This is a genomic window from Amycolatopsis sp. NPDC043885, from assembly GCF_056435685.1.
This window is the reverse complement of the sequence record NZ_JBWKEA010000016.1, coordinates 26,133-47,678: the sequence shown is the minus strand read 5'-3', so window position 1 is coordinate 47,678 and position 21,546 is coordinate 26,133. Positions and strand designations below refer to the sequence as shown.

Genomic DNA, 21,546 nt, shown 5'->3' with positions numbered 1-21,546 from the left:
GGGTGAGTGGGGAGTCGACGCATGTTCGGGATCATCAGGCCGTGCCGCCACCGGCTTTCCGCGGGTCTGCACGCGGACTGGCTCGCCCATCTCTGCGGTCTTTGCCTGGCGTTGCGGGACGAACACGGACATCTCGCCCGAATGGTGACGAACTATGACGGGCTGATCATCTCGGCGCTCGTCGAAGCCCAGTCATCACGTGCGGAAGGACGTCGCGACGCCGGCCCTTGCCCGCTTCGGGCGATGAAGGGGACTTCGGTCGCGAAGGGCGGCGGCGCCCAGCTCGCGGCGGCGGTCTCCCTCGTGCTGGCGTCGGCCAAGATCAGCGACCACGTCGAAGACCATGATGGTGCCTTCGCGCGGCGTTCTGTCGCTCTCGCCGCGAGGCGGGTGGCGACGCGCTGGGCGGATCAGGGAAGCCGCACGGGGATCCGGGTCGGCTTCGACACCGCGGTCCTGACCGAGGCCGTCGACCGGCAGGCCGAGATCGAAAACGCCGTCCGCCTCGGTGATTCGGCCGTACTCGCCACCGAACCCGCGGAACTGGCGACGGCGGCCGCGTTCGCGCACACCGCGGTCCTGGCCGGCCGCCCCGGGAACGCGGCGCCGCTGGCCGAGGCCGGCCGCCTGTTCGGCAGGGCCGCGCATCTGCTCGACGCCGTCGAGGACCTCGCGGAGGACGAGGCCGCCGGTGCGTGGAACCCGCTGACGGCCACCGGGACCGGGCTCGCCGAGGCTCGGCGGCTGTGCGACGACGCCGTGCTCGGCGTCGAACTCGCCCTTCGCGAGGTGAAGTTCGATCAGCCCAAGCTGGTGCACGCCCTCCTGGTCCACGAACTGCGGCAGGCGGTGCGGCGCGCTTTCGGGCACAACCTCACCGGGCACGGCCATGGCCCGCAGCAGCCGCCGCCGGGCTGGATCGGGCCCGGCCCCCAGCCACCGCAGCATCCCCACCAGCCTTATCCGCCCCAGCAGTACCCGCAGGGCGGCTACCAGGCGCCGCCTCCTCCGCCGGGCGCTCCCGGTGGCGGGGGTCCGCCGCAGGAGCCGCCGAAGAAGAAGCGGAAGCACGGCGGCCCGCCGACCGACGGTCAGGGTGGGTGCTGCTGGACGCCGAAGTTCCGGGTGCCCGCCCAGCCGAGAGGGTTCTTCCTCGGTTGCGCGGTGGCCACCTACATGTGCTGTTCGTGCCAGTTCTGCTGCCGGGACCCGTTCCCCGGGGCGTGGAGCGGGAAGCCGCACGAGGCATGGTGCAACAACTGTGACGGTTGTGACTGCTGTAACTGTTGTGACTGTTCCTGCTGATCCCGACCAGGCGAAACGGAAACTGTCGGACCCAGCGCCTACTCTGGTTCCCGTGGCTTTCGCAACCGAACATCCCGTGCTCGCCCAGTCGGACTTCCGCCCCGTCACGGACATCCCCCGGACCGGCGGCCGGTTCGAGGTGGTCAGCGAGTACAAACCCGCCGGTGACCAGCCGGCGGCCATCGACGAGCTCGAACGCAGGATCAAGGCGGGCGAGAAGGATGTCGTCCTGCTCGGCGCCACGGGTACCGGTAAGTCGGCGACGACGGCCTGGCTGATCGAGCGCGTCCAGCGTCCGACGCTGGTGATGGCGCCTAACAAGACGCTCGCCGCGCAGCTGGCGAACGAGCTGAGGGAGCTGTTCCCGCACAACGCGGTCGAATACTTCGTCAGTTACTACGACTACTACCAGCCCGAGGCGTACATCGCGCAGACGGACACCTACATCGAGAAGGACTCGTCGATCAACGACGACGTCGAGCGGCTGCGGCACTCGGCGACGATGAACCTGCTGTCCCGGCGTGACGTCATCGTGGTCGCGAGTGTCTCGTGCATCTACGGTCTCGGCACGCCGCAGTCGTACCTCGACCGGTCGACGAAGCTGAAGGTCGGCGAGCAGCTCGACCGGGACGTCTTCCTCCGCGCCCTGGTGGACGTGCAGTACACCCGCAACGACATCGCCTTCGCGCGCGGCACTTTCCGCGCCCGTGGCGACACGGTCGAGATCATCCCGGCGTACGAGGAGCTGGCTATCCGCGTCGAGTTCTTCGGCGACGAGATCGAGAAGCTGTACTACCTGCACCCGCTCACCGGAGACATCGTCAAAGAGGTCGACGAGGTCCGCATCTTCCCGGCCACGCACTACGTGGCGGGCCCGGAGCGGATGGAGAAGGCCATCGGCGGCATCGAGGCCGAGCTCGAGGAGCGGCTGGCCGAGCTGGAAAAGCAGGGCAAACTGCTCGAGGCCCAGCGACTGCGGATGCGCACCGCGTACGACATCGAGATGATGCGCCAGGTCGGGTTCTGCTCCGGCATCGAGAACTACTCGCGGCATATCGACGGCCGCGGCGCAGGCACCGCGCCCGCGACCCTCATCGACTATTTCCCGGAAGACTTCCTGCTGGTCATCGACGAGTCGCACCAGACCGTCCCGCAGATCGGCGGCATGTTCGAAGGCGACATGTCGCGGAAGCGGAACCTGGTCGACTTCGGGTTCCGGCTGCCCAGCGCGGTCGACAACCGGCCGCTGACCTGGGAGGAGTTCACCGACAGGATCGGCCAGACGGTCTACCTCTCGGCGACGCCGGGACCGTACGAGATGGGGCAGGCGGGCGGCGAGTTCGTCGAGCAGGTCATCCGCCCGACCGGCTTGGTTGACCCGAAGGTGGTCGTGAAGCCCACCGAGGGTCAGATCGACGACTTGGTGCACGAGATCCGCGAGCGGGCCGAGAAGGACGAGCGTGTTCTGGTCACCACGCTCACGAAGAAGATGGCCGAGGATCTCACCGATTACCTGCTGGAGCTGGGCATCCGGGTGCGGTACCTGCATTCCGAGGTGGACACGCTGCGCCGGGTCGAGTTGCTGCGGCAGCTGCGCGCGGGCGATTACGATGTGCTGGTCGGCATCAACCTGCTCCGTGAGGGGCTCGACCTGCCTGAGGTGTCGCTGGTCGCGATCCTCGACGCGGACAAGGAGGGCTTCCTCCGCAGTGGCACGTCGCTGATCCAGACGATCGGTCGCGCGGCCCGGAACGTGTCGGGCGAGGTGCACATGTACGCGGACAAGATCACCGACTCGATGCGGCACGCCATCGACGAGACCGATCGCCGCCGCGCCAAACAGGTGGCCTACAACGAGGAGCGGGGTGTCGACCCGCAGCCGCTGCGGAAGAAGATCGCCGACATCCTGGATCGGGTCTACAGCGAGGCGGAGGACACGGAGTCCGTCGCGGTCGGCGGTTCGGGCCGGAACTCTTCGCGCGGCAAGAAGCCCGAGCAGGGCGATCGCGTGCGCAGCTCCGGGATGCTCGCGGACAAGGACGTCGCCGGGATGCCGCGCGCCGAGCTGGCGGATCTCATCCAGCAGATGACGGACCAGATGATGCAGGCCGCGCGTGACCTGCAGTTCGAGCTGGCCGCCCGGCTGCGGGACGAGGTCGCGGACCTCAAGAAGGAGCTCCGGGGCATGGACGCGGCCGGCATCAAATAGCCGCGTTTCGTCCTCTGGTTGCGATCCTTGCGTGTGCAAGTACCGCATTCAGAGGACGAAACGCGTGAGGGGGTCAGAGGCGACGGCGCTCCAGCATGGTCAGGTCGGCATCGAAGTCCGGGAACCCGGCGGGCACCGAACGCGTGCTGACGCCCGGCGAGACCGGAGGCAGACCGGCCCACCGCCGCACGGTGTTCGTCGCTTCGGCGGCCTGGGCCGCGGGAAGCTGCGAGATCCGGGCGCCGTGGTTCCCGCTCGGCACCGTGTAGCTGTAGGAGTCCTTCGTGCCGAAGCCGAGCCTGAACGGCTCCGCACTCCACGGGTCGTTCCCGCCGTAGACGAACATCAGCCGCTTCCCCTGAGACTTCACCCAGAAGTCGATGTCCGGCATCGCCAGGTGGTCGAACCGCGGGATGTCGACCGATTCCGGCACGAACGTCCGCGACACGTTGGAGCCCGGGTAGCGCAGTAGATCCCGCAGATATCCTTCGTAGGATTCGGGGGCGCCGAGCTGGTAGGCCGCCTGGAAGTAGTACGGGACGTAGACCTCGAGGTTCTGGTCGGAGTAGGTGTTCAGGCTTTCGACGCGTTCGAACCAGGCGTAGATCTCCGCCGCCGGAGCACCCGCCTTCGGGATCGTCGCGCAGTCGGACTGCCTCTGGTACTGCCAGAAGGCGAAGTACGAGTCGATCACGGAGATCTCCAGTGACACGTCCGCCGAGCCGACGGTCTTGAACGTGTAGCCGTTCTTGGCCGCGTCGGCGGCGGCGAGCGCCGCGAACTCGGGACGCCGGGTCAGCACGTCACGCTGGATCGCCTTCAGCGCCGACCGGCAGGCCGGATCGTCGCCGACGTTCGCCAGGAACCGGTTGTAGCGGTCGTGCGCGTTGATGACGTCGTTGGGCGCGACGTACGGGATCGTCGCGTCGACGTCGTCCGGGAAAAACCTACGGAAGTAGGTCGCCGTCATGCCGCCCTTGCTGCCGCCGGTCGCGAGCCACTTGCCCGGATAGATCCGCTTGAACGCCTCGACCGCGCGGTGCTGATCGGCGGCCGCCTGCCAGATCGTCAGCTGCTTGCCCCAGTCCGGACGGTCCGGCCGGGAGGGAGTGAAGAACCGGTACTCCATGGACAGCTGGTTGCCGTCGACGATCTGTGTCGGCTCCGAGCGATTGGGCGCTTGCGAGACGTTGTACCCGCTCGTGTACACCACGGTCGGCGACCGGAATTCCTTGTGCAGCAACGTGAACCGCTGCTGGAAGGTGCCGCGGTCCGGCCTGCGGTGGTCGACCGGCTGGGTGTAGCTGAGTTTGAAGAACCGGTACCCGGTCGGCGCCGGATTCTCCGAGACGACGGTCAGCCCGGGTATCCGCCCGAGCGCGTCCTCGATGTCTCCGGGTGCCGCCTGCGCCGCCGGGGTCAGCCCGGCCAGTGCGAGAACGGTGATCGCCAGAACCGGCCACGCGGCCGTGAGCTTCCGCATCCATGCCCTCCCCATCGGGACCTGTTGAGCGGTCGGATACTCACAGAGTCCCCGCCGGTGGGCAATCGCCTATCCGGTCGAGCCCGAAGATCAGGCCCGGCCGCTGAGCACCCGGTCGACGTAGGCCTTGATGGCCGCGAGGGCTTCGGGGGAGCTCCACAGATCGAGGACGTGGGCGTCGTCGCCGGTGCGGTGTTCGGCGATGCGCTCGTGGAACGGCCGGTGCAGCTGCGCCTTCGTGTGCGCGTACGCGGCCGCCGGGATCTCGGCGAGCTTCCTGGCCACCTCCACCGCCCGCTCGACGACGTTCCCGGGCGCGGTCACCTCGTTCACCAGGCCGAGCCGGAGCGCGTCCGCGGGCAGATGGGTCTCGCCGAGGAACGCGAGTTCGGCGAGGACGTCGGCGCCGAACCCGGACCGCAGGATCTCCAGCGCCGCCAACGGGAACGGCACGCCGACGAGCAGCTCGGTGATCCCGATCCGGCCGGGGCCGTCGGCGAGGACGCGGCGGTCGCAGGCGGCGGCGAGCACCGCCCCGCCGGCGATCGCGTGCCCGTTGACGGCCGCGATCACCGGGCCGGGGAAACCGAAGACCGAGAGGAACGCGTCCGACAGCGCCGGCAGGAAGTCCTCGAGATAGTCCGCGCCGCCGTCGTGAACACGCCGCAGGTCGACACCCGCCGAGAAGATGCCGCCGGTCCCGGTCAGCACGACACCGCGATGGCCGCCGAGCTGGACGTCTTCGAGCCGGACGACCAGTTCCTGGCAGAACTCGGTGTCGAGGGTGTTCGCCTTGCCGTGCTGAAGGGTGACGACGGCGATCCCGCCTTCGTCGTCCACGCGGATCGAGGAGGTGGCCATGGCCTCGACCGTACCCGAGCCCGCAAGATCTACAGTGGACCGCTGATCGCGCTTCCGGGTTGCCGCAGCCGGGCCGCGGCGTGGAGTTGTCCACTCACCCAGCCAGATCAGCGGTCCGCCTCCGCGAACCCGAGCCTCCGGCCGAAACTTAGCCGGAGAACCTCAGCCGGGGAGCCACCGCTCAGTCCCGGAGGCGCACGGTGACCGTCGGGCTGAAGGACCGCTTGCGGTTCCAGCCGGTTTCGGCGCCGATGCTGAGCTGGATGGCGCGGTCGGCGGGCGCCCAGTAGCCGGTGCGCACGAAGTAGGCGTCCATCGAACACAGCCTGGCACAGGACTTGCGGTTGCAGATCGTTTCCCAGCCCCACTGCCTGCCGCTCTCCTCGACGCCGTTGCGCCGGACGAAAAGATGCGGATTGCCGATTTCGCGGCAGTAGGCGCTGCCCTCGGAGATGTAGAGGACCCCGTCGATCTTGTAGAACCGATTGTTGTCGAGAAGCGTTACCTGGCCCGAGACGGCGAATCCGACCCGGCCGCCCTTGCCTGCGGTCATGGTCCAATCAAGAGAGAATTCTTGGACCGGGGTCTCGACTGACTGGGTCATGGTGACATCCCCGCTTTCCGCTCGCGTCGGCACCTTTCCACTGAAGATAAGGATTTCCCGGAGGTCTCCGAAGATGAATTCGAGGTTTTCACCCAATGAGTCGATGATCCGAAAATCAATGTTCTCATGCGCATGAAACACCGATTACCGGCGCTAATGGGTGAAGGTCGCCACGGCCAGTGAAAACCGGGGCCCACCAGGGAAGAGGATTTCGTCTTCCCAGTGGACCCCGGTGATTTTCCGGTACGGAAACGCTCTCAGCTGGTGATGTCCTTCGTCGCGAACCGGCGGCCCGCCAGAAGGAAGAACACCGTGCCGTACAACGCCGCGGACAGCATGCCGTTGGCCATGTTCGTCCAGTCGATGTCGGTCGAGATCAGGTCCATCCACGAGAAGGCGAAATGCGTCGGAAGGTAGTCGCGCAGCCCTTCCAGCGCGGTGATCTGGTCGAGGATCTGCGAGACGATCGCGACGATCACCGCCCCGCCGACGGCGCCCAGCGGGGCATCGGTGGCGACCGAGAGCAGCATCGCCAGACCGGCCACCCACGCCAGCTGCAGGATGATGTAGATCGTCGCGAGCCCCATGGCTATGAGACTGTCGCCGAACGACACCGCGTCCCCGGTCGGGCTGATGGCGTCGCCCGCGCCGTACCAGATGACGCCGACCACCAGCGAAACCAGCGGTAACAGGATCAGCGCGACCGCGGACAGGATGCCCGAGACGATCGCCTTCTGCCGCAGCACCCGATGCCGGGGGACCGGCATCGCGAGCAGGTACTTCAGGCTCGACCAGGACGCCTCGCTCGCGATCGTGTCGCCGTAGAACAACGCCACGATCATCGGGAGCAGGAACGTCCCGGAGACGAACAGCGCGAGCACCACGAAGTTCGGCGCGCTCGCGGTGGCCAGGTCGACGAAGCCGCCGCTGCGGCGGTTCGGGTTGGCCTGCCCGATCTCGAACGCGATCACCAGGATGAACGGCAGCAGCGCGGCGAACCCCAGCATCAGCTGGGTCCGCCGCCGTTTGAGCTGCCGCTTCAGTTCGACGCCGAGCCGCAGTGTCCGGTCGGCGCGGTACCCCGCCACCGCCCCGTCGGGGCCGACCTCGGTCGGTTCGTGCGACGCGACCTCGGTCAGCTCCAGCAGGGCCGCCGGATCGGTGTGCACGCCGTGATCCGCCCGGGTCGCCGGGCCGGAACCATTGGTCTTACTCACCCTTCGAGTCCTCTCCGACCAGCTGCAGGAACGCGTCTTCCAGACGGCGCCGCGGCCCGGCCTGCTCGACCGCGACCCCGGCCCGCACCAGGACGGCGACCGCCTCGGCGCGCGCGAGACCGTCGAGATCCGCGTGGACCAGTTCGCCGTCGACATCGACGCCGGAAACGCCGCCGACCTTCCGCAGCGCTTCGGCCGCTTCGGCGGGCTTGTCGACGCGGAACGTCGCCTCGCCGCTGGACGCGGCCAGTTCGCCGACCTCACCCGAGGCGACCAGCATGCCGCGGTGCATCACGACCACGTGCGTACAGGTCTGCTCGACCTCGGCCAGCAGGTGGCTCGAGACCACCACGGTGCGCCCGGTCGCCGCGTAGCGCTGGAGCACCTCACGCATCTGGTGGATCTGTGGCGGGTCGAGCCCGTTGGTCGGTTCGTCGAGCACCATCAGCTCCGGCAGGCCGAGCATCGCCTGCGCGATCGCGAGCCGTTGCCGCATGCCCTGGCTGTAGGTGCGGACCCGCCGGTTCACCGCGTCGCCGAGCCCCGCGATCTCCAGTGCCTCGGCGAAATGCGCCTTGTCCCTCGGGCGGCCCGTGCTCGCCCAGTACAGCTCCAGATTCTCCTTGCCGGACAGATGCGGCAGGAAGCCGGAACCCTCCACAAAGGACCCGATCCGGGACAGCACCGGCGCGCCGGGCGCGATCAGGTGGCCGAATACGCGGATGGTGCCCGCGGTCGGCGTGATGAGCCCCATCAGCATGCGCAGGGTCGTCGTCTTGCCCGCGCCGTTCGGCCCGAGCAGGCCGAGCACCTGGCCGGGTTCGACGCGGAACGACAGATCCTTCACCGCGACGAACCCGCCCGCGTAGGCCTTGCGCAGACCTTCGATCACGAGCGGCGTCCTCGCCAGGCTCTCGTCGACGTCGTGGGCACGGCGGCGGCGGAACGCGGCGATCACGGTGATCGCGATCCCCGCGAGCAGCGTTCCGGCGATCCCGAGCAACTGCGCGGTGGGCGCGCCCGCGCCGACCGAGTTGCCGGGAACGACCGGCACACCGAGCCGTCCGCCGTCCGCCAGCCCGATGCGGAACACGGCGGGCTCGACCGGCGTCGCGAACGCCTGGTCCGTCGTGCCGACGACCAGCCGAAGCGTGTGCCCGGCCTCCAAGGGCCGCACGATGCCCGGCAGGGTCACCGTCACCTCGACCGGGCTGCCGTCGGCAGGAAGGCCCGAGACGCGGAAGGGCGCGACGGCGTTGGCCGGAAGTGTCCGGACACCTTCCGAGTTGACGTCGTAGAGCTTCGCGAACAGGACGGCTTCCTTCTGGGGAGCCGCGGCGGACGGATCGGCCGAGACCTGCAGCCGGACTGTCGACGAACCGGCCGCGATCGTCTGCGCGTCGAGCGGCGGTGTCGCGAACTGCGCGGCCTGCCCCGGCGGGTCCAGGCTGAACAGGCCGGAAAGCCGGGACGAACCCGCAACCGCTCCGTTCAAGCCGGGGATCCCGCTCACCGCGGCGGGATTGCCGCCGGCGGGCCGCACGACCGGCTGGGCCGGGCCCGCCAGGGTGAACTGCCGCCGCTCGGTGGCGTCCCCGGTCGCTCCCGGGTACGCCGGTGCGGTGACCGTCCGGACCGAGGGGGCGCCGTTGGCCCGCAGCGTGCCCTGGATGTCGTAGCTGAACCCGGTACCGGGATCGGTGCCCTGCCCGGTGAGGGAGAACTTGAGGAAGTCGGCGATCTGCGCGCGCAGTTTCTGCCCGGGCTTCCCGCCGTCGTGGCCGCCGGTGTACCAGATCGTGCGGACCTTGCCACCCGCCGCGGTGATCTGCCGGGCGGTCGCGTCGGACTGGTCCAACCCGAACAGCGTGTCACTTTCGCCCTGTACCAGCAGGGTCGGCACGGTGATCTTGTCCGTCACGGACGCGGGGGACACCCGGCGGAGCAGGTCGACGGTCTTCTGGCTCGCCTTCCCCGTGGTGGCGAGCTCGGTGTAGGCCTGGCAGACCTCGGCGGTGAACCGTCCACAAGGGTCGGCCGGGCCGGACGGTGGCCGCTGCCCGTTCTGGCCGCCGAGCGGCAGCGACTGCGCCGCGGCCCCCGCCGCGCCCGTGCCCTGTGCCGCACCGGATTCGCTCGTCTCGTCACCGGCTTCGGGCGCGTCGTTGGCGGGGGAGCCGCTCTGCGCCGCGCCGGAACCGGCGGAGAAGAAGATGCCCGCCCACGACTTCTTGAAGACGCCGTCCGCGGTGAACGCGCCGGCGGCCGGGGTCGTGGCGTTCGGCGCGGCCGGAGCGGCGGCGTTCGGGAAGAGGCCTTGCGCGAGATCGTTGTAGGTGATCACCGGCGCGATCGCGTCGACCCGCTTGTCGGTCCCGGCGAGCAGCAGGGAAAGCGCGCCGCCGTACGAAGCGCCGGACACGGCCACCTTCGGGTCGCCGTTCTCGCTGAGGACCTCGGGCCGGGCGGCCAGACCGTCGATCAGCTTCTTGGCGTCGGCGACCTCCCGGTCGGGGTCGTTCAGCGCGATCTTCCCGGTGCTGCGGCCGAAACCGCGCGCGGACCAGGTCAGCACGACGAAACCCTTGTCGGCGAGTTCGCGGGCTTCGGTGGCGACACTGTTCTTGTCACCGCCGAAACCGTGGGCGAGCAGGACGGCCGGAGCCGGGGTCTGTTCGGGCAGATACGTGGTCGTGTCGATCTTCACGACCTCGGACGAGCCCGGGGTTTCGGGCAGGTCGAGGGTCGCGTCCTGGGTTCTGACCGCGGACGGGGCGGGTTCGCCGTTCGTCCACACGACGGCCGCGGCGGCCAGGACCACCACGACCGCGGCGAGCGCGGTGAGCTTCGCGCCTCGCGTGCGAGGGAGCGGGATTCGGGGCACGGAATGACCGTATTTCACCGAAGCTGAGAACCGCTTCCCCGGCACACACGGACCACACAAGCGTGCCGTTAAACCGCCACCGGAACGGGTACTCAAGGAGCGAGAAGAGGTGGGTGTGACGGGAGTTACGCCATCATCTTGGTGACAAGGGCAACCTTAACTGGCGTCATGCGTACAGACCGGTCAGACTGGACCAGCTGTGAGGGGAGTATTCCTTCGCGGCGGTGTCGTCAGCACGGTGGTCTTCGCAGGCCCCCGGCACCGTCGGCCGGTTTCGCACCGGCGGAAGAGACCTCCGGTTAGTTGCTGCTGTGCACTTTCCGGAGGGTTGGTTACATGTCTGTTCCCCTGTGGCTATGGATCGCCACGGTCGGCGGTCTGCTCGCGCTGATCGCACTCGACCTGGTCATCGTCGATCGCAAGCCGCATGAGGTCACCACCGGCGAAGCCGCCAGGTGGGTCATCTTCTACATCGCCGTGGCCGTCGCGTTCGGCGTCGGCGTCTGGGTGTTCGCCGGACATGACCCGGGGGTCCAGTTCTTCACCGGGTACATCACCGAGTACTCGCTGAGCGTCGACAACCTGTTCATCTTCATGATCATCATGACGTCGTTCAAGGTGCCCGCGATCCACCAGCACCGGGTGCTGCTGATCGGCATCCTGCTCGCGCTCGCCATGCGAAGCGTGTTCATCGCCGTGGGCGCCGCGCTGATCGCGCAGTTCGTCTGGGTCTTCTTCCTCTTCGGCGCCGTCCTCATCTGGACCGCGATCAGCATGGTCCGCAACAAGGACGAAGAAGAGGAATACGAGGAGAACGCGCTCACTCGCTGGGTGCGCAAGCTCTTCCCGGTCACCGACGAGTGGCACGGGCACAAGTCCTTCGTGAAGAAGGACGGCAAGCGCTGGATCACCCCGATGTTCCTGGTGATCGTCGCGATCGGCAGCGCGGACCTGCTGTTCGCGGTCGACTCGATCCCCGCGATCTTCGGTATCACGCAGGAGGCCTTCCTGGTCTTCACCGCCAACGCGTTCGCGCTGATGGGCCTGCGCCAGCTGTACTTCCTGCTCGGTGGCCTGGTCACCAAGCTGGTGTACCTGTCCTACGGTCTCGCGGTGATCCTCGCCTTCATCGGCGCCAAGCTGTTCCTGCACGCGCTGCACGAGTACCACGTCGTCCCGGACTGGCTGGACATCAACAACTGGGTCTCCCTGGGCGTCATCGTCGTGGTCCTGACCGTGACGACGGTGGCCAGCCTCGCGAAGGCGAAGAAGCTGGAAGCCGCTGAGCAGGAGTCTTCAATCAGTAGTTAGAGCTGCTAAGGATCGGGTACCGTCGGGGCCGTGCGTCCCGTTGACATCGAAGCCCTGACGGTCCCCGGCATCCTCGCGCTGCACGGCGACCTGCTGCTCACCGCGGTGAGCAGGCCTGATCTGAAGACGAACAGCTACCGCGGAGCCCTGCGCAGAGTCGATCCGGGTGGCGGCGGAGAACGGGCCTGGACCCACGGGACCAAGGACTCCGCCCCCGCCATCTCGCCGGACGGCCGATGGGTCGCGTTCCTCCGGGCGGGAGAGGGCTCCGGGCGTGCGGCCAAGCCGCAGGTGCACGTGATGCCCGCGGCCGGTGGCGACGCGAAGCGGATCACCGGCCTGCCCCTCGGCGCGGGTGCCCCGGTCTGGGCACCCGATTCCCGCCGGATCGCCTTCGTCGCCCGTGTGCCCGAGCCGGGCCGCTACGGCAGCGAGAACGCGGACGGCGAAACGCCGGAGCCGGGCGAAGAAGCGCCGCGGCACATCACGAACCTCTTCTACCGCGTCGACGACGTGGGTTTCCTCAACGACCGTCCACAGCGTCTGTTCATCGTGGACGCCGTCGCCGCGTTGGACGAGGAGCCGCCTGCCGAGCTCACGCCGCTGACCGACGACCGGGCCGACGTCGACCATCCCTCGTGGACGGTCGACGGCGAGCAGGTCCTGTTCACCGGCCCGCGTGACTGGGCCGCTGAGGACACCGTCCGTACGGATGTCTACGCCGTGCCCGCGGGCGGTGGCGAACCCCGGCTTCTGGTCCGGACCATGGGCACAGCGGACCGGCCGGTCGTCGCCCCTGACGGCTCGATCCTGTTCTACGGCAACGAATTCCCCGGTCTGGAGGACGTCGCCCGCAACACCGGGCTCTGGCGGGCGCCGTGGCCCTCCGGTGACGAGCCCTCGTCCCCGCGCCGGCTGACCGACGTCGAAACGGTGGATTGCGACAACGCCGCGGGGCCTCCGGTCGTCGTCGGCGACGAGGTCCTCGTCGTGGTCAGCACCCGAGGTGCCGCCGAGCTACGTGCCGTTCCGCTCGACGCCGAACTGGCCGAGCTGAAGTCTCTGCGCCACCTGGCGGGTGAGCGCACCGCGGTGAAGTCGTTCGCCGTCGACGGCGAACGGATCGTCGCGGTGATCGGGACTCCCGAGAGCTCCGGCGACGTCGTCCTGCTTTCGGACGGTGAACCGCGCGTGCTCACCGACTACTCGAAGGCTTTGCGGGACAACGGGATCCTGCCGCTGGAGGAACTGAACGCGACCGCCCCGGACGGCTACCCGGTCCACGGCTGGGTCGTCCGGCCCGAAGGAGACGGGCCGCATCCCGTGGTCCTGATGGTCCACGGTGGACCGTTCGCGGCGTACGAATGGAAGGTCTTCGACGAGGCGCAGGTGCTCGCCGCCGCGGGCTACGCCGTCGTTCTCGGCAACCCGCGCGGTTCCGCCGGCTACGGCGAAAGCCACGGCCGGAGCATCGTCCACGGCCTCGGCACCGTGGACGCGGACGATCTGCTGGCACTGCTGGACGAAGCGCTCAAGCTGCCGAATCTGGACGGTGACCGGGTCGGCGTGATGGGCGGCTCGTACGGCGGTTTCATGACCAGCTGGCTCGCCGCGCACCACGGCGGCCGGTTCCGCGCCGCGTGGAGCGAGCGCGCGGTCAACGCCTGGGACTCGTTCGTCGGCAGTTCCGACATCGGCTGGTTCTTCGCCGGGGGCTACGCCGGCGACGACATCGAAGAGCAGCGCAAGCGCAGCCCGCTGACTTACGCGGGGAAGATCGACATCCCGTTCATGGTCGCGCACTCCGAGCAGGACTGGCGTTGCCCGCTGGAGCAGGCGCAGCGGATGTACGTGGCACTGCGGCAGAACGGCGTCGCGGCCGAATTCCTGCTGTTCCCCGGCGAGGGACACGAACTCACGCGTTCCGGGCTGCCGCGGCATCGGGTGCAGCGGTTCGACGCCGTGCTGGAGTGGTGGGGCCGTCACCTCTGATCTTCGGTCCCTGGACTGCAATGAAGGGGCCTTTCATAGCAAATTTTGCTATGAAAGGCCCCTTCATTGCACGAGAGGTCAGCTGAGAAGCGTGTAGTTCAGCTCTTCGCACACCCGGCCGAGCGGCACGTCGAGCCCCGGATGGTCCAGCGGGAGCAGCACGTCCGGCGCGACCGGCAGCGAATCCCCGGCGGGCGGGTCCCACAGCGCGAGCGCGGGGCCGCCGGAGTCCATGGACGACCGGTACCAGACGCCGTCGAGGTCACCGAAGGCGGCGCGGATGGCGCGGGCCCAAGCCTGGGTGATCTTCTTCGGGCCGCTGGAGATCTCCTGCGAGGCGCCGACCCTGGTCGGCCACAGGCCGGCGAGGTCCAGCAGCCGCAACGTGCGGGTCGGCCGGACGACGACCAGACGCGGGCCACGGGACTTGCGGTCGACCGTCGACGTGGTCTGGAAGACCTCCGCGATGCTGGTGCGCACGGTGAGACCGAAGTACAGGACGCCGTTCCCGGGGTCGGTGACCGGACGGCCGCCACGACCAGGGGTCTGCGGGTCGAACCGGCCGTGCGGGAGCGGGCCGGTGTAGCGGAACGAATTCCACTGCTGGGGGTGGTTGCCGTGCGCGGTGAAGATCCTGACCAGCCTGGTGCCGGGGTGCACCGTCACCACGTCGTTGGTGCGGTGCAGCTCCTTGACCAGGACAGAGCGTGCGGGCGGCAGGGGGAGCCGGGCCATACCTCGGGAGTCGTCCGTCCTTGTCGGGTGATCTTGCTCGGTGGGGTCAGCCTACGGCCTACCCCCGACTGAAATTTTCCGTCGTCGGGCAAGGATCTCAGAACGGCGAGCCGAGTGTGGCCACCAGTCTCGCGACGTGCTCGGGGTCGCCGCCGGAGAGGAGCCATTGGCGCGGGGTGGCGGGGTGTTCGTTGATCACCAGATCGGCCTGCGGAGTGCTCATGAACGCGGCGACGACGAGCGCGGGCTGGTCTTCGGGGACGGCGCGCAGCACGACCTCCAGGCCGGGCAGCACCCCCGAACCGGCGAACTGCCAGGCGGGCAGTCGCCAGCCCTGGTCCTTCCAGCCGGTGAGCCTGCCCTCCTTCAGGCGGTGCCGGATCCTGCTGTCGTCCACGCCCAGTGCCTTCGCCGCTTCCAGCACGCTCAGCGCGGAATCGGCGAGTACGGCGTGCGCGGCGACCGTGCGGGCGCGGAAGTCCGGCTCGTCCTCGCCCCGGGGGGAGAGGTCCAGGCCGACGTCGGTGAGCGCGGCCCGCTGGTCCGCCGAGAAATAGTGCGACGGATCGGGGTTCGGTGGAGTCAGTCTCCGCGCCGCGTCCTCGACGAGGTTCAGGAACTCGTTGGCGTCGACCTTCAGGCCCGCCTTGGCGAGAACGTTCTCGAGCGCTATGGACATAGCGCCTAGGGTAACGCGTCTGTGCGGGTTCGTGCGGTCTCATCTCGGTTTCGTGGGGGAATTCACCAGAGATGAACACAGAGTGCACGGAATCAAACACGCGCAGTAGGCAATGTCGCCATAGTCTGCCCGGATCGGGCGAGCTTGTCCAGGAGTTCGGCTTGACAGGTGGTAAACGGGAACTTACCTTCCGAAAGGTAAACGATTTCTTCCCACCGCTTCGGAGAACCCGGCTGGTGTGGGCCGGCTTGGGGGGAACAAGGGGGTGGGGCGTTCCTGGGCGGCCGGTGCGAACCGGTCGCCCAGGCACGTCGTGCACCTGGGATCTCCGGGCGTCAGTCGCGCCGTGAACTCCGGCGCACGATCAGTTTCGCCTGCAGCGTGGTCGTGGTGGCCTTGCGCGTGCTGTCGCCGATCCGGGCGAGCAGCAGCTCGGCGGCGACCCTGCCCACCTCGTTCGCGGGCTGGGCGACCACCGTCAGCGGCGGGTCGATCAGCGTCGTCCACGGCGCGTCGTCGAACGACACGATCCCCACGTCCTGTCCCGATCGCAGACCGCGTGCGGCCAGTGCTTCCAGGACGCCGATCGTCATCGTGCTGTTGCCGACCAGCAGCGCGTCCGGCGGCTCGGGCTCGTCGAGCAGGCTGAGCGCGGCGAGCCTGCCGCCCTCGGCGCGGAACTCGGCCCGCCGGGTGAGCGCGTTCTCCTCTCCGACGGCATCGGTGTAACCGGCCAGCCGGTCTTCGGCCGTGCGCACCCCAGGCGGCCCGCTGACGCAGGCGACCCGCCGGTATCCACCATCGAGCAGGTGCCGGGTGGCGTCGCGGGCGGCGAGCCGGGTGTCGACCAGCACCTGGTCGCCGGTGTTCTTCAGCAGTGGCCGGTCGACGGCGACCACGGGAGTGCCGCGTTCGGTCAGCCGGTCGACGTTGGTGGCCCGGCCGGTGGGGGAGAGCACCACGCCGGCGACCCGCTCCTGGAGGGCGACGTCTATATAGCGCCGCTCCTTCTCCTCGTTGTCGTCGGCGTTGCACAGCACCACCGAATAGCCCGCCGTCTGCGCGATGTCCTCGACGCCGCGGGCGATCGCGGTGAAGAACGGGTTCTCCACGTCGGAGATGATGAGCGCGAGTACCGCGGTCTCCTGACGGCGCAGATTCCTCGCGAGCCCGTTCGGGTGATATCCCAATTCGGCCGCGGCGGCCTGCACCCGTGCCGCGAGCACCGGGTCCACAGTGGACTTCCCGTTGAGCGTTCTCGACACGGTCGCCGTCGAAACCCCGGCCTTCGCCGCCACGTCGTTGATGGTGGCCACCGTGACCTCCCCTTCCGCAGGTGTGTTGACACCCTCGCACGGGAAGAATAGCTTGACCGACAATCGTTACCATCCGCTGATCGCGCTACTCGCGCGGAGGAGTTCGGAGGCGTCGTGCGGGAACCGGGCCTGGTGCTCGGCATCGACATCGGCACCTCCAGTTCCAAAGCCGTCCTCGTCGATTCCCGGGGCACCGTGGTGGCGCGGGCAGCTCGACCGCACGAAACATCCCGCCCGCATCCCGGCTGGTTCGAGCACGACGCGGAAACCGTGTGGTGGCAGGACTTCGTGGCGCTGGTGAGGGAACTTTCGGCGGGCGCCGGGGATCATCCCATCATCGGAGTGTCGGTCAGCGGGATCGGGCCGGTGTTGTTGCCGGCCGACGCTTCCGGGAAGCCCTTGCGCCCGGCGATCCTTTACGGTGTCGACACCCGCGCCTATGACGAAATCCGGGAATTGAACCGCGAATTCGGCGAAGAATCCATTGTGGAACGCGGCGGGAGCGCACTCGGCTCACAGGCCGTCGGGCCGAAATGGCGCTGGCTGGCCAAAAACGAGCCGGACGTATTCGAGCGGGCGAAGCTCTTCTTGATGGCGAGTTCGTTCCTCGTGCTGCGCTTGACCGGTGAATACGTCCTCGACCATCATTCGGCGAGCCAATGCGATCCGATGTACGACCTGCGCGAGGCTCGTTGGGCGGCGGACCGGGCCGCCGCGATCGCCCCCGGCGTCGAGCTGCCGAGGCTCGCGTGGCCGACCGAGGTCGCCGGTTCGGTCACCGCCGAGGCAGCCGCGGAAACCGGCCTGCCGCAAGGGATCCCGGTCACAGCGGGGACGGTGGACGCCTGGGCCGAGGCGACCAGCGTCGGGGTCACCGCGCCCGGGGACACCATGCTCATGTACGGCACCACGATGTTCCTGATCCAGATGCTCGCCGATCCCCGCCCCGGGCAGGGGCTGTGGACGACGCGTGGTGCCTTCCCCGGCAGCTACTCGCTCGCCGCGGGGATGGCCACCTCCGGCGCGATCACCGATTGGCTGCGGGATCTCGTCGGCGGCGAGTTCGAGGAACTGGCCGCGGCGGCGGCCGGGGTCCCCGCCGGCAGCCGCGGTCTGCTGATGCTGCCGTACTTCGCGGGAGAACGGACCCCTGTGCCGGACCCGGACGCGAGGGGGGTCATCGCCGGGCTCACCACGTCCCACGATCGTGCCGATCTGTACCGCGCGGCCCTGGAAGCCGCCGCGTACGGCGTTCGGCACAACCTCGAAGCCATGCGAGAGGCCGGTGGTGGCACCGGCCGGTTCGTCGCCGTCGGTGGCGGGACACAGGGCGGGGTGTGGACGCGGATCGTCAGCGACGTCGCGCGGATCGACCAGGAGATCCCCGCGGAAACCATCGGTGCCGCGTTCGGAGACGCCGTTCTCGCCTCGGTCGCGCTGGGCTGGGAACCGGATATCGAAGCCTGGAACCCCGTCGCCGAGATCGTCCGCCCCGGCGCGGACGCCGAGGTCTACGACGAGTTCTACCCGCGTTACCGTGACCTGTACCGGTCCACTGTGGACATCGCTCACTTCCTGGCACGGAAGAACTCACTCGCTTTCAGCCCGGAGAGCTCCCGGCAGTCCCGGCTCAGGTGAGCCTGATCGGCGTACCCTGCCGAAAACGCCAGCGAGGCGAGATCCGGCGCCGTTCCCGCGAGGCCGATGGCGCGCTGGAACCGGGTGACCCGCAGGTACGTGGCGGGGCCGTAGCCGACCGCGAGGGTGAACCGCCTCCGCAACTGCCGCTCGCCGGTGGTGAACCTCTCCAGCGCGGCCGAGACCCGGGGCGCACCGCTGTCCAGTCTGGCGATGAGCTCCGAAATCTCCCGGTCGGCTCGTCCGGTTCCGCGCCGCACGGCGACGGCGGTCAGCGAAGCGGCACCTGAGAGCACCCGTTCGGCCAGTAGTTCGCCTTCCCTGCCCCACATGTCGCCGAGGGGGACACGCTGACCGCGTAGCTCGTCGGCACCCAGGCCCAGGATGTCACCCGCTCTGCCGGGGGCGAACCGCACGCCCTTTGCCCGTTCGCCGGTCTCCCAGGTCCAGGCCGCGGTGTCCGGCCCGGCGACGAAGACCTCGCCGCCGCTCTCCACCAGGTCCACGCAGCCGTCGGGCACGATCCGCTTCGGTGCCGTGCCCGTGTCCTCCCACAGGCAGCGCACCATGCCTGCCAGCTCGCCGGGCGCCGTCGTCTCCCGATACACGGTTGCCATGATGCCCCTGACCTACGACAGAATCAGGCCGTGTCCGAAGCAGAGATCGATTCACTGGCCTGGATCCACGTCCGCGACCGCCGTCTGCTGTCGGTGCGGACCAAGGGCAAGGCCAAGTTCTACCTTCCCGGGGGCAAACGTGAGCCGGGCGAGGGCGACGTCGCCAGACTGTGCCGGGAGATCAAGGAGGAGCTCGGCATCGAGCTCGACCCGCAGAGCTTTCGCTTCTTCGCGGTGCTGAACGAGCAGGCCGACGGTTTCGCGGACGGCCGACGCGTCCGCATGACCTGTTACACCGCCGGCCATCGCGGAGAGCCCGCGCCGGGCCGCGAGATCGCGGAGTCCGCCTGGCTGTCGTCGGCCGACGCGCATCTCTGCCCGCCGGCGGGGCGGCGGATGCTCGGGCTGCTCGCCGAGGCGGGTCTCGTCGATTAGGCCGAGATCACTCAAAGTGAGCTGTTCGGCTCACTGTGCTTACGCCGATCGCCTCATAACCAGGGATTCTCCACTCAGTGGGACACCCAAAAGGGTGAATATCGGGTTTCTTCCCGATAACGGCTAACGCGGAGTCACCTTCGTGCGAGAAGTAGACGACGCGCTCGACGGAAGCGCGCTCGGACGAGAGAAGACCTCTCCATGGGTGTTCCCACCGCGACCCCTCCGGCATCGGCGCCGGTGCAGGGTGCCCCCGGCAGGCTGAAGCCGCTGGGGACCGTCGTGGTCGTGCTGGGTGTGATGGCCGTCGCCGTCACCCTGACCAGCTACGTGCTGCCGAAGGCGTCGAGGCCTGTGCAGAGCCCGCCCGTGCCACAGGTCGAACAGGCCGTGGCCGCCGTGCGCACCGTGATCCACTCCGTCGTCTACGAGCTTTCCGGCGCGGAGGGCGCCCAGAACGTCACCTACGTTGCGCAGGGTTCGGAACTCATGCAGAAGACCGAAGTGACGGCGCCGTGGAGCACCACCTTCGAGCGCAGGAGCGAGGAAGGCCGCGACGAGTTCTACAGCCTGTCCGCGCAGGGGTCGGGCAGCGGCGCGCTGCGGTGCCGGATTGTCGTCGACGGCGTGGTCGTCAGCGACCGCACCGCCCCCGCCGCGGGCGCGCCGGTCACCTGTACCTCCTGACCCTGCGGCAGGATCATCCGCGTGACGGATGGTGCGATCGCGTTCGGCCCGGTGCTCGCCGTGGTCCTGGCCGTGCTCGCGATCTTCGGCGCGGCGGTGGTGCAGTTCGGGCGGTTGGGGCAGGGCAAGGCGGTGCTGTTCGCGGCCGGACGCGCCGTCGTGCAACTCGCCGCCGTGTCGCTGGTCATCGTCGGAATCCTGAAATCAGGCTGGCTGACCGGCGGTTTCGTCCTGCTGATGTTCACGATCGCGGCGGTCACCTCCGCACGCCGGATCGGCGTGGCGAAGGATCTGGCGTGGGTCGCGCTCGCCATCGCCTCCGGCGTGGTGCCGGTGCTGACCCTGGTGCTCGCGACCGGGGTGGTCCCGTGGCGGCCCATCGCGATCGTGCCGATCGCCGGCATCGTCATCGGTGGCGCGATGTCCGCGACCTCTCAGGCGGCCAGGCGGGCCCTCGGCGAACTCGTGTCACGGCACGGCGAGTACGAAGCCGCGTTGGCGCTGGGATTCCTGCGCCGCCCGGCCGCGCTGGAGATCTGCCGCCCCTCGGCGGGACACGCGCTGATCCCCGCCCTCGACCAGACCCGGACGGTCGGCCTGGTGACCTTGCCCGGCGCCTACGTCGGTGTCCTCCTCGGTGGCGCCGGGCCGGTGCAGGCCGGGGTGACCCAGGTGCTCGTGCTCATCGGGTTGCTGGCCGCCGAGGCGGTCGCGGTCCTGGTCGTCGTGCACCTGGTCGCGGCGGGCCGGATCAGCCGAAAGGCGACTGAAGATGCGACGTGTCGTTGAACCGCCGCACCATCCAGTCTTCGCCCGACACCACCAGATGCGAGATCGAGCCGTTGTCCGCGCCCAGGAACGCGAACCGGTTCTTCGCGCCGCTCGCCTGCGCGAAGACCTCTCCGATGACGCCGCCATGGGTGAACACGGCGATCCTCCGGTCCGGGTTGGCCGCCGCGAGCCTGCCGATGGCCGCCCTGATCCGGCCGCCGAACGACTCCATCGTCTCCGCGCCGGGAATCACGTCCCAGCGCTGTTCACGCCACAGCTGCTCGACGATCGGGTGACCTTCGTAGGTGTAACGCCGGAAAAGCCCGTTCTCCCAGTCGCCGAGGTGGATCTCCCTCAGCTCCGGCTCGACCTCCGGCGTGAGCCCGAGCTTCGCCGCCAAGGGCGCCGCGGTCTGCGGCGTCCGGCGCAGTGTCGTCACGTACAGCGCGGAGATCCGCTCGTCCGCGAGACGGCGCCCCACCCGCTCTGCGTGGTCCCTGCCCTCCGGCGCGAGATCCGGATCGGCCTGCCCGTCGACGAGGTCGAACGGCGCGCTGCCCTTCGCGGGCGCCGATTCACCGTGGCGGACAAGGAAGATCTCGGTCGCGCCCGGCGGAGGTGAGAACCGGTGCTGGCGGTATTCGACTTCCTGCTCAGGGGTGCTCATGCTTCGGACGATACCCAGGTCGTGTCCGGTGAGTCTTGTCCGCGGTCTTCGCGCCCAGGTGGTCCCTGACGGCACGGGCGGATGCGGCCGAATACGACCCGGTACGAGGCCGATCCGCCCGCACCGCCAGGAACC

The 21,546-nt window shown here is 68.9% G+C and carries 18 protein-coding genes; 8 read left to right on the top strand and 10 right to left on the bottom strand.

Going from position 1 to position 21,546, the window contains the following annotated elements; all coding sequences use genetic code 11:
* Positions 1-21: 21 nt before the first annotated feature.
* Positions 22-1,305, top strand: coding sequence for a DUF5685 family protein (locus tag AC069I_RS33430; protein ID WP_478267188.1), 1,284 nt, complete (start codon positions 22-24; stop codon positions 1,303-1,305).
* Positions 1,306-1,357: 52 nt separating this feature from the next.
* A complete protein-coding gene (gene uvrB, locus AC069I_RS33425) occupies positions 1,358-3,514 on the top strand; it encodes an excinuclease ABC subunit UvrB (protein WP_478267187.1) in 2,157 nt (718 codons plus the stop codon).
* 73 nt (positions 3,515-3,587) lie between these two features.
* On the opposite strand, the gene AC069I_RS33420 is transcribed toward uvrB, so the two are convergent.
* From AC069I_RS33420 to AC069I_RS33400, 5 genes are all read right to left on the bottom strand, one after another.
* Positions 3,588-4,997, bottom strand: coding sequence for a S28 family serine protease (locus AC069I_RS33420; RefSeq protein WP_478267186.1), 1,410 nt, complete (start codon positions 4,995-4,997; stop codon positions 3,588-3,590).
* Positions 4,998-5,087: 90 nt separating this feature from the next.
* Positions 5,088-5,858: an enoyl-CoA hydratase/isomerase family protein gene (locus AC069I_RS33415; protein ID WP_478229326.1), complete on the bottom strand. Its 771-nt coding sequence runs from the start codon at positions 5,856-5,858 to the stop codon at positions 5,088-5,090.
* A gap of 181 nt (positions 5,859-6,039) precedes the next feature.
* Positions 6,040-6,462 carry a hypothetical protein gene (locus tag AC069I_RS33410; RefSeq protein ID WP_340688297.1) on the bottom strand — a complete coding sequence of 141 codons (423 nt, stop codon included), beginning with the start codon at positions 6,460-6,462 and terminating at the stop codon, positions 6,040-6,042.
* A 257-nt stretch (positions 6,463-6,719) separates the two neighbouring features.
* Positions 6,720-7,679 (bottom strand): ABC transporter permease, encoded by a 960-nt coding sequence (locus tag AC069I_RS33405; RefSeq protein WP_478229328.1) that lies wholly within the window; start codon positions 7,677-7,679, stop codon positions 6,720-6,722.
* Positions 7,672-10,581: an alpha/beta fold hydrolase gene (locus tag AC069I_RS33400; protein WP_478267185.1), complete on the bottom strand. Its 2,910-nt coding sequence runs from the start codon at positions 10,579-10,581 to the stop codon at positions 7,672-7,674. The genes AC069I_RS33405 and AC069I_RS33400 overlap by 8 nt, the downstream gene beginning before the upstream one ends.
* Positions 10,582-10,899: 318 nt before the next feature.
* Between AC069I_RS33400 and AC069I_RS33395 the strand changes: the two genes are divergently transcribed.
* Both AC069I_RS33395 and AC069I_RS33390 read left to right on the top strand, forming a co-directional pair.
* Positions 10,900-11,874, top strand: a complete 975-nt coding sequence (locus AC069I_RS33395) for a TerC family protein (protein ID WP_478229330.1) — start codon at positions 10,900-10,902, stop codon at positions 11,872-11,874.
* 30 nt (positions 11,875-11,904) lie between these two features.
* Positions 11,905-13,866 carry a S9 family peptidase gene (locus AC069I_RS33390; protein ID WP_478235719.1) on the top strand — a complete coding sequence of 654 codons (1,962 nt, stop codon included), beginning with the start codon at positions 11,905-11,907 and terminating at the stop codon, positions 13,864-13,866.
* 78 nt (positions 13,867-13,944) lie between these two features.
* On the opposite strand, the gene AC069I_RS33385 is transcribed toward AC069I_RS33390, so the two are convergent.
* The 3 genes from AC069I_RS33385 to AC069I_RS33375 form a co-directional block, all read right to left on the bottom strand.
* The gene (locus AC069I_RS33385; RefSeq protein WP_478229332.1) at positions 13,945-14,601 is read right to left on the bottom strand and encodes an RES family NAD+ phosphorylase; all 657 of its coding nucleotides are present in this window, start codon (positions 14,599-14,601) and stop codon (positions 13,945-13,947) included.
* A gap of 97 nt (positions 14,602-14,698) precedes the next feature.
* Positions 14,699-15,280, bottom strand: a complete 582-nt coding sequence (locus AC069I_RS33380) for a DNA-binding protein (protein ID WP_340688302.1) — start codon at positions 15,278-15,280, stop codon at positions 14,699-14,701.
* A gap of 335 nt (positions 15,281-15,615) precedes the next feature.
* Positions 15,616-16,596, bottom strand: coding sequence for a LacI family DNA-binding transcriptional regulator (locus AC069I_RS33375; protein ID WP_125682291.1), 981 nt, complete (start codon positions 16,594-16,596; stop codon positions 15,616-15,618).
* Positions 16,597-16,710: 114 nt separating this feature from the next.
* Here AC069I_RS33375 and AC069I_RS33370 point away from each other — a divergent pair, with 114 nt between their 5' ends.
* Positions 16,711-18,234, top strand: coding sequence for an FGGY-family carbohydrate kinase (locus AC069I_RS33370; protein ID WP_478267184.1), 1,524 nt, complete (start codon positions 16,711-16,713; stop codon positions 18,232-18,234).
* Here the strand turns inward: AC069I_RS33370 and AC069I_RS33365 are convergent.
* Positions 18,165-18,851: a helix-turn-helix domain-containing protein gene (locus tag AC069I_RS33365; protein ID WP_478267183.1), complete on the bottom strand. Its 687-nt coding sequence runs from the start codon at positions 18,849-18,851 to the stop codon at positions 18,165-18,167. The genes AC069I_RS33370 and AC069I_RS33365 overlap by 70 nt on opposite strands.
* A gap of 30 nt (positions 18,852-18,881) precedes the next feature.
* On the opposite strand from AC069I_RS33365, the gene AC069I_RS33360 reads away from it, so the two are divergent.
* The 3 genes from AC069I_RS33360 to AC069I_RS33350 all read left to right on the top strand — a co-directional run bounded on the left by AC069I_RS33360 (position 18,882) and on the right by AC069I_RS33350 (position 20,762).
* Complete coding sequence (locus AC069I_RS33360; protein ID WP_478267182.1) at positions 18,882-19,286, top strand: NUDIX hydrolase; 405 nt, start codon at positions 18,882-18,884, stop codon at positions 19,284-19,286.
* A 201-nt stretch (positions 19,287-19,487) separates the two neighbouring features.
* A complete protein-coding gene (locus tag AC069I_RS33355) occupies positions 19,488-19,973 on the top strand; it encodes an MmpS family transport accessory protein (protein WP_478229336.1) in 486 nt (161 codons plus the stop codon).
* Between the two features lie 21 nt (positions 19,974-19,994).
* Positions 19,995-20,762 (top strand): ABC transporter permease, encoded by a 768-nt coding sequence (locus tag AC069I_RS33350; RefSeq protein ID WP_478229337.1) that lies wholly within the window; start codon positions 19,995-19,997, stop codon positions 20,760-20,762.
* On the opposite strand, the gene AC069I_RS33345 is transcribed toward AC069I_RS33350, so the two are convergent.
* Positions 20,725-21,411, bottom strand: a complete 687-nt coding sequence (locus tag AC069I_RS33345) for a histidine phosphatase family protein (RefSeq protein WP_478267181.1) — start codon at positions 21,409-21,411, stop codon at positions 20,725-20,727. The two genes, AC069I_RS33350 and AC069I_RS33345, sit on opposite strands and share 38 nt — an antisense overlap.
* Positions 21,412-21,546 lie beyond the last annotated feature (135 nt).

Bases quoted from the DNA above. Each gene is read 5' to 3' on its own strand.
- AC069I_RS33365 (WP_478267183.1), bottom strand. From the start codon at position 18,851: ATGGCAACCGTGTATCGGGAGACGACGGCGCCCGGCGAGCTGGCAGGC.
- AC069I_RS33410 (WP_340688297.1), bottom strand. From the start codon at position 6,462: ATGACCCAGTCAGTCGAGACCCCGGTCCAAGAATTCTCTCTTGATTGG.
- AC069I_RS33355 (WP_478229336.1), top strand. From the start codon at position 19,488: ATGGGTGTTCCCACCGCGACCCCTCCGGCATCGGCGCCGGTGCAGGGT.
- AC069I_RS33420 (WP_478267186.1), bottom strand. From the start codon at position 4,997: ATGCGGAAGCTCACGGCCGCGTGGCCGGTTCTGGCGATCACCGTTCTC.
- AC069I_RS33395 (WP_478229330.1), top strand. From the start codon at position 10,900: ATGTCTGTTCCCCTGTGGCTATGGATCGCCACGGTCGGCGGTCTGCTC.
- AC069I_RS33385 (WP_478229332.1), bottom strand. From the start codon at position 14,601: ATGGCCCGGCTCCCCCTGCCGCCCGCACGCTCTGTCCTGGTCAAGGAG.
- AC069I_RS33430 (WP_478267188.1), top strand. From the start codon at position 22: ATGTTCGGGATCATCAGGCCGTGCCGCCACCGGCTTTCCGCGGGTCTG.
- AC069I_RS33380 (WP_340688302.1), bottom strand. From the start codon at position 15,280: ATGTCCATAGCGCTCGAGAACGTTCTCGCCAAGGCGGGCCTGAAGGTC.
- AC069I_RS33345 (WP_478267181.1), bottom strand. From the start codon at position 21,411: ATGAGCACCCCTGAGCAGGAAGTCGAATACCGCCAGCACCGGTTCTCA.
- AC069I_RS33415 (WP_478229326.1), bottom strand. From the start codon at position 5,858: ATGGCCACCTCCTCGATCCGCGTGGACGACGAAGGCGGGATCGCCGTC.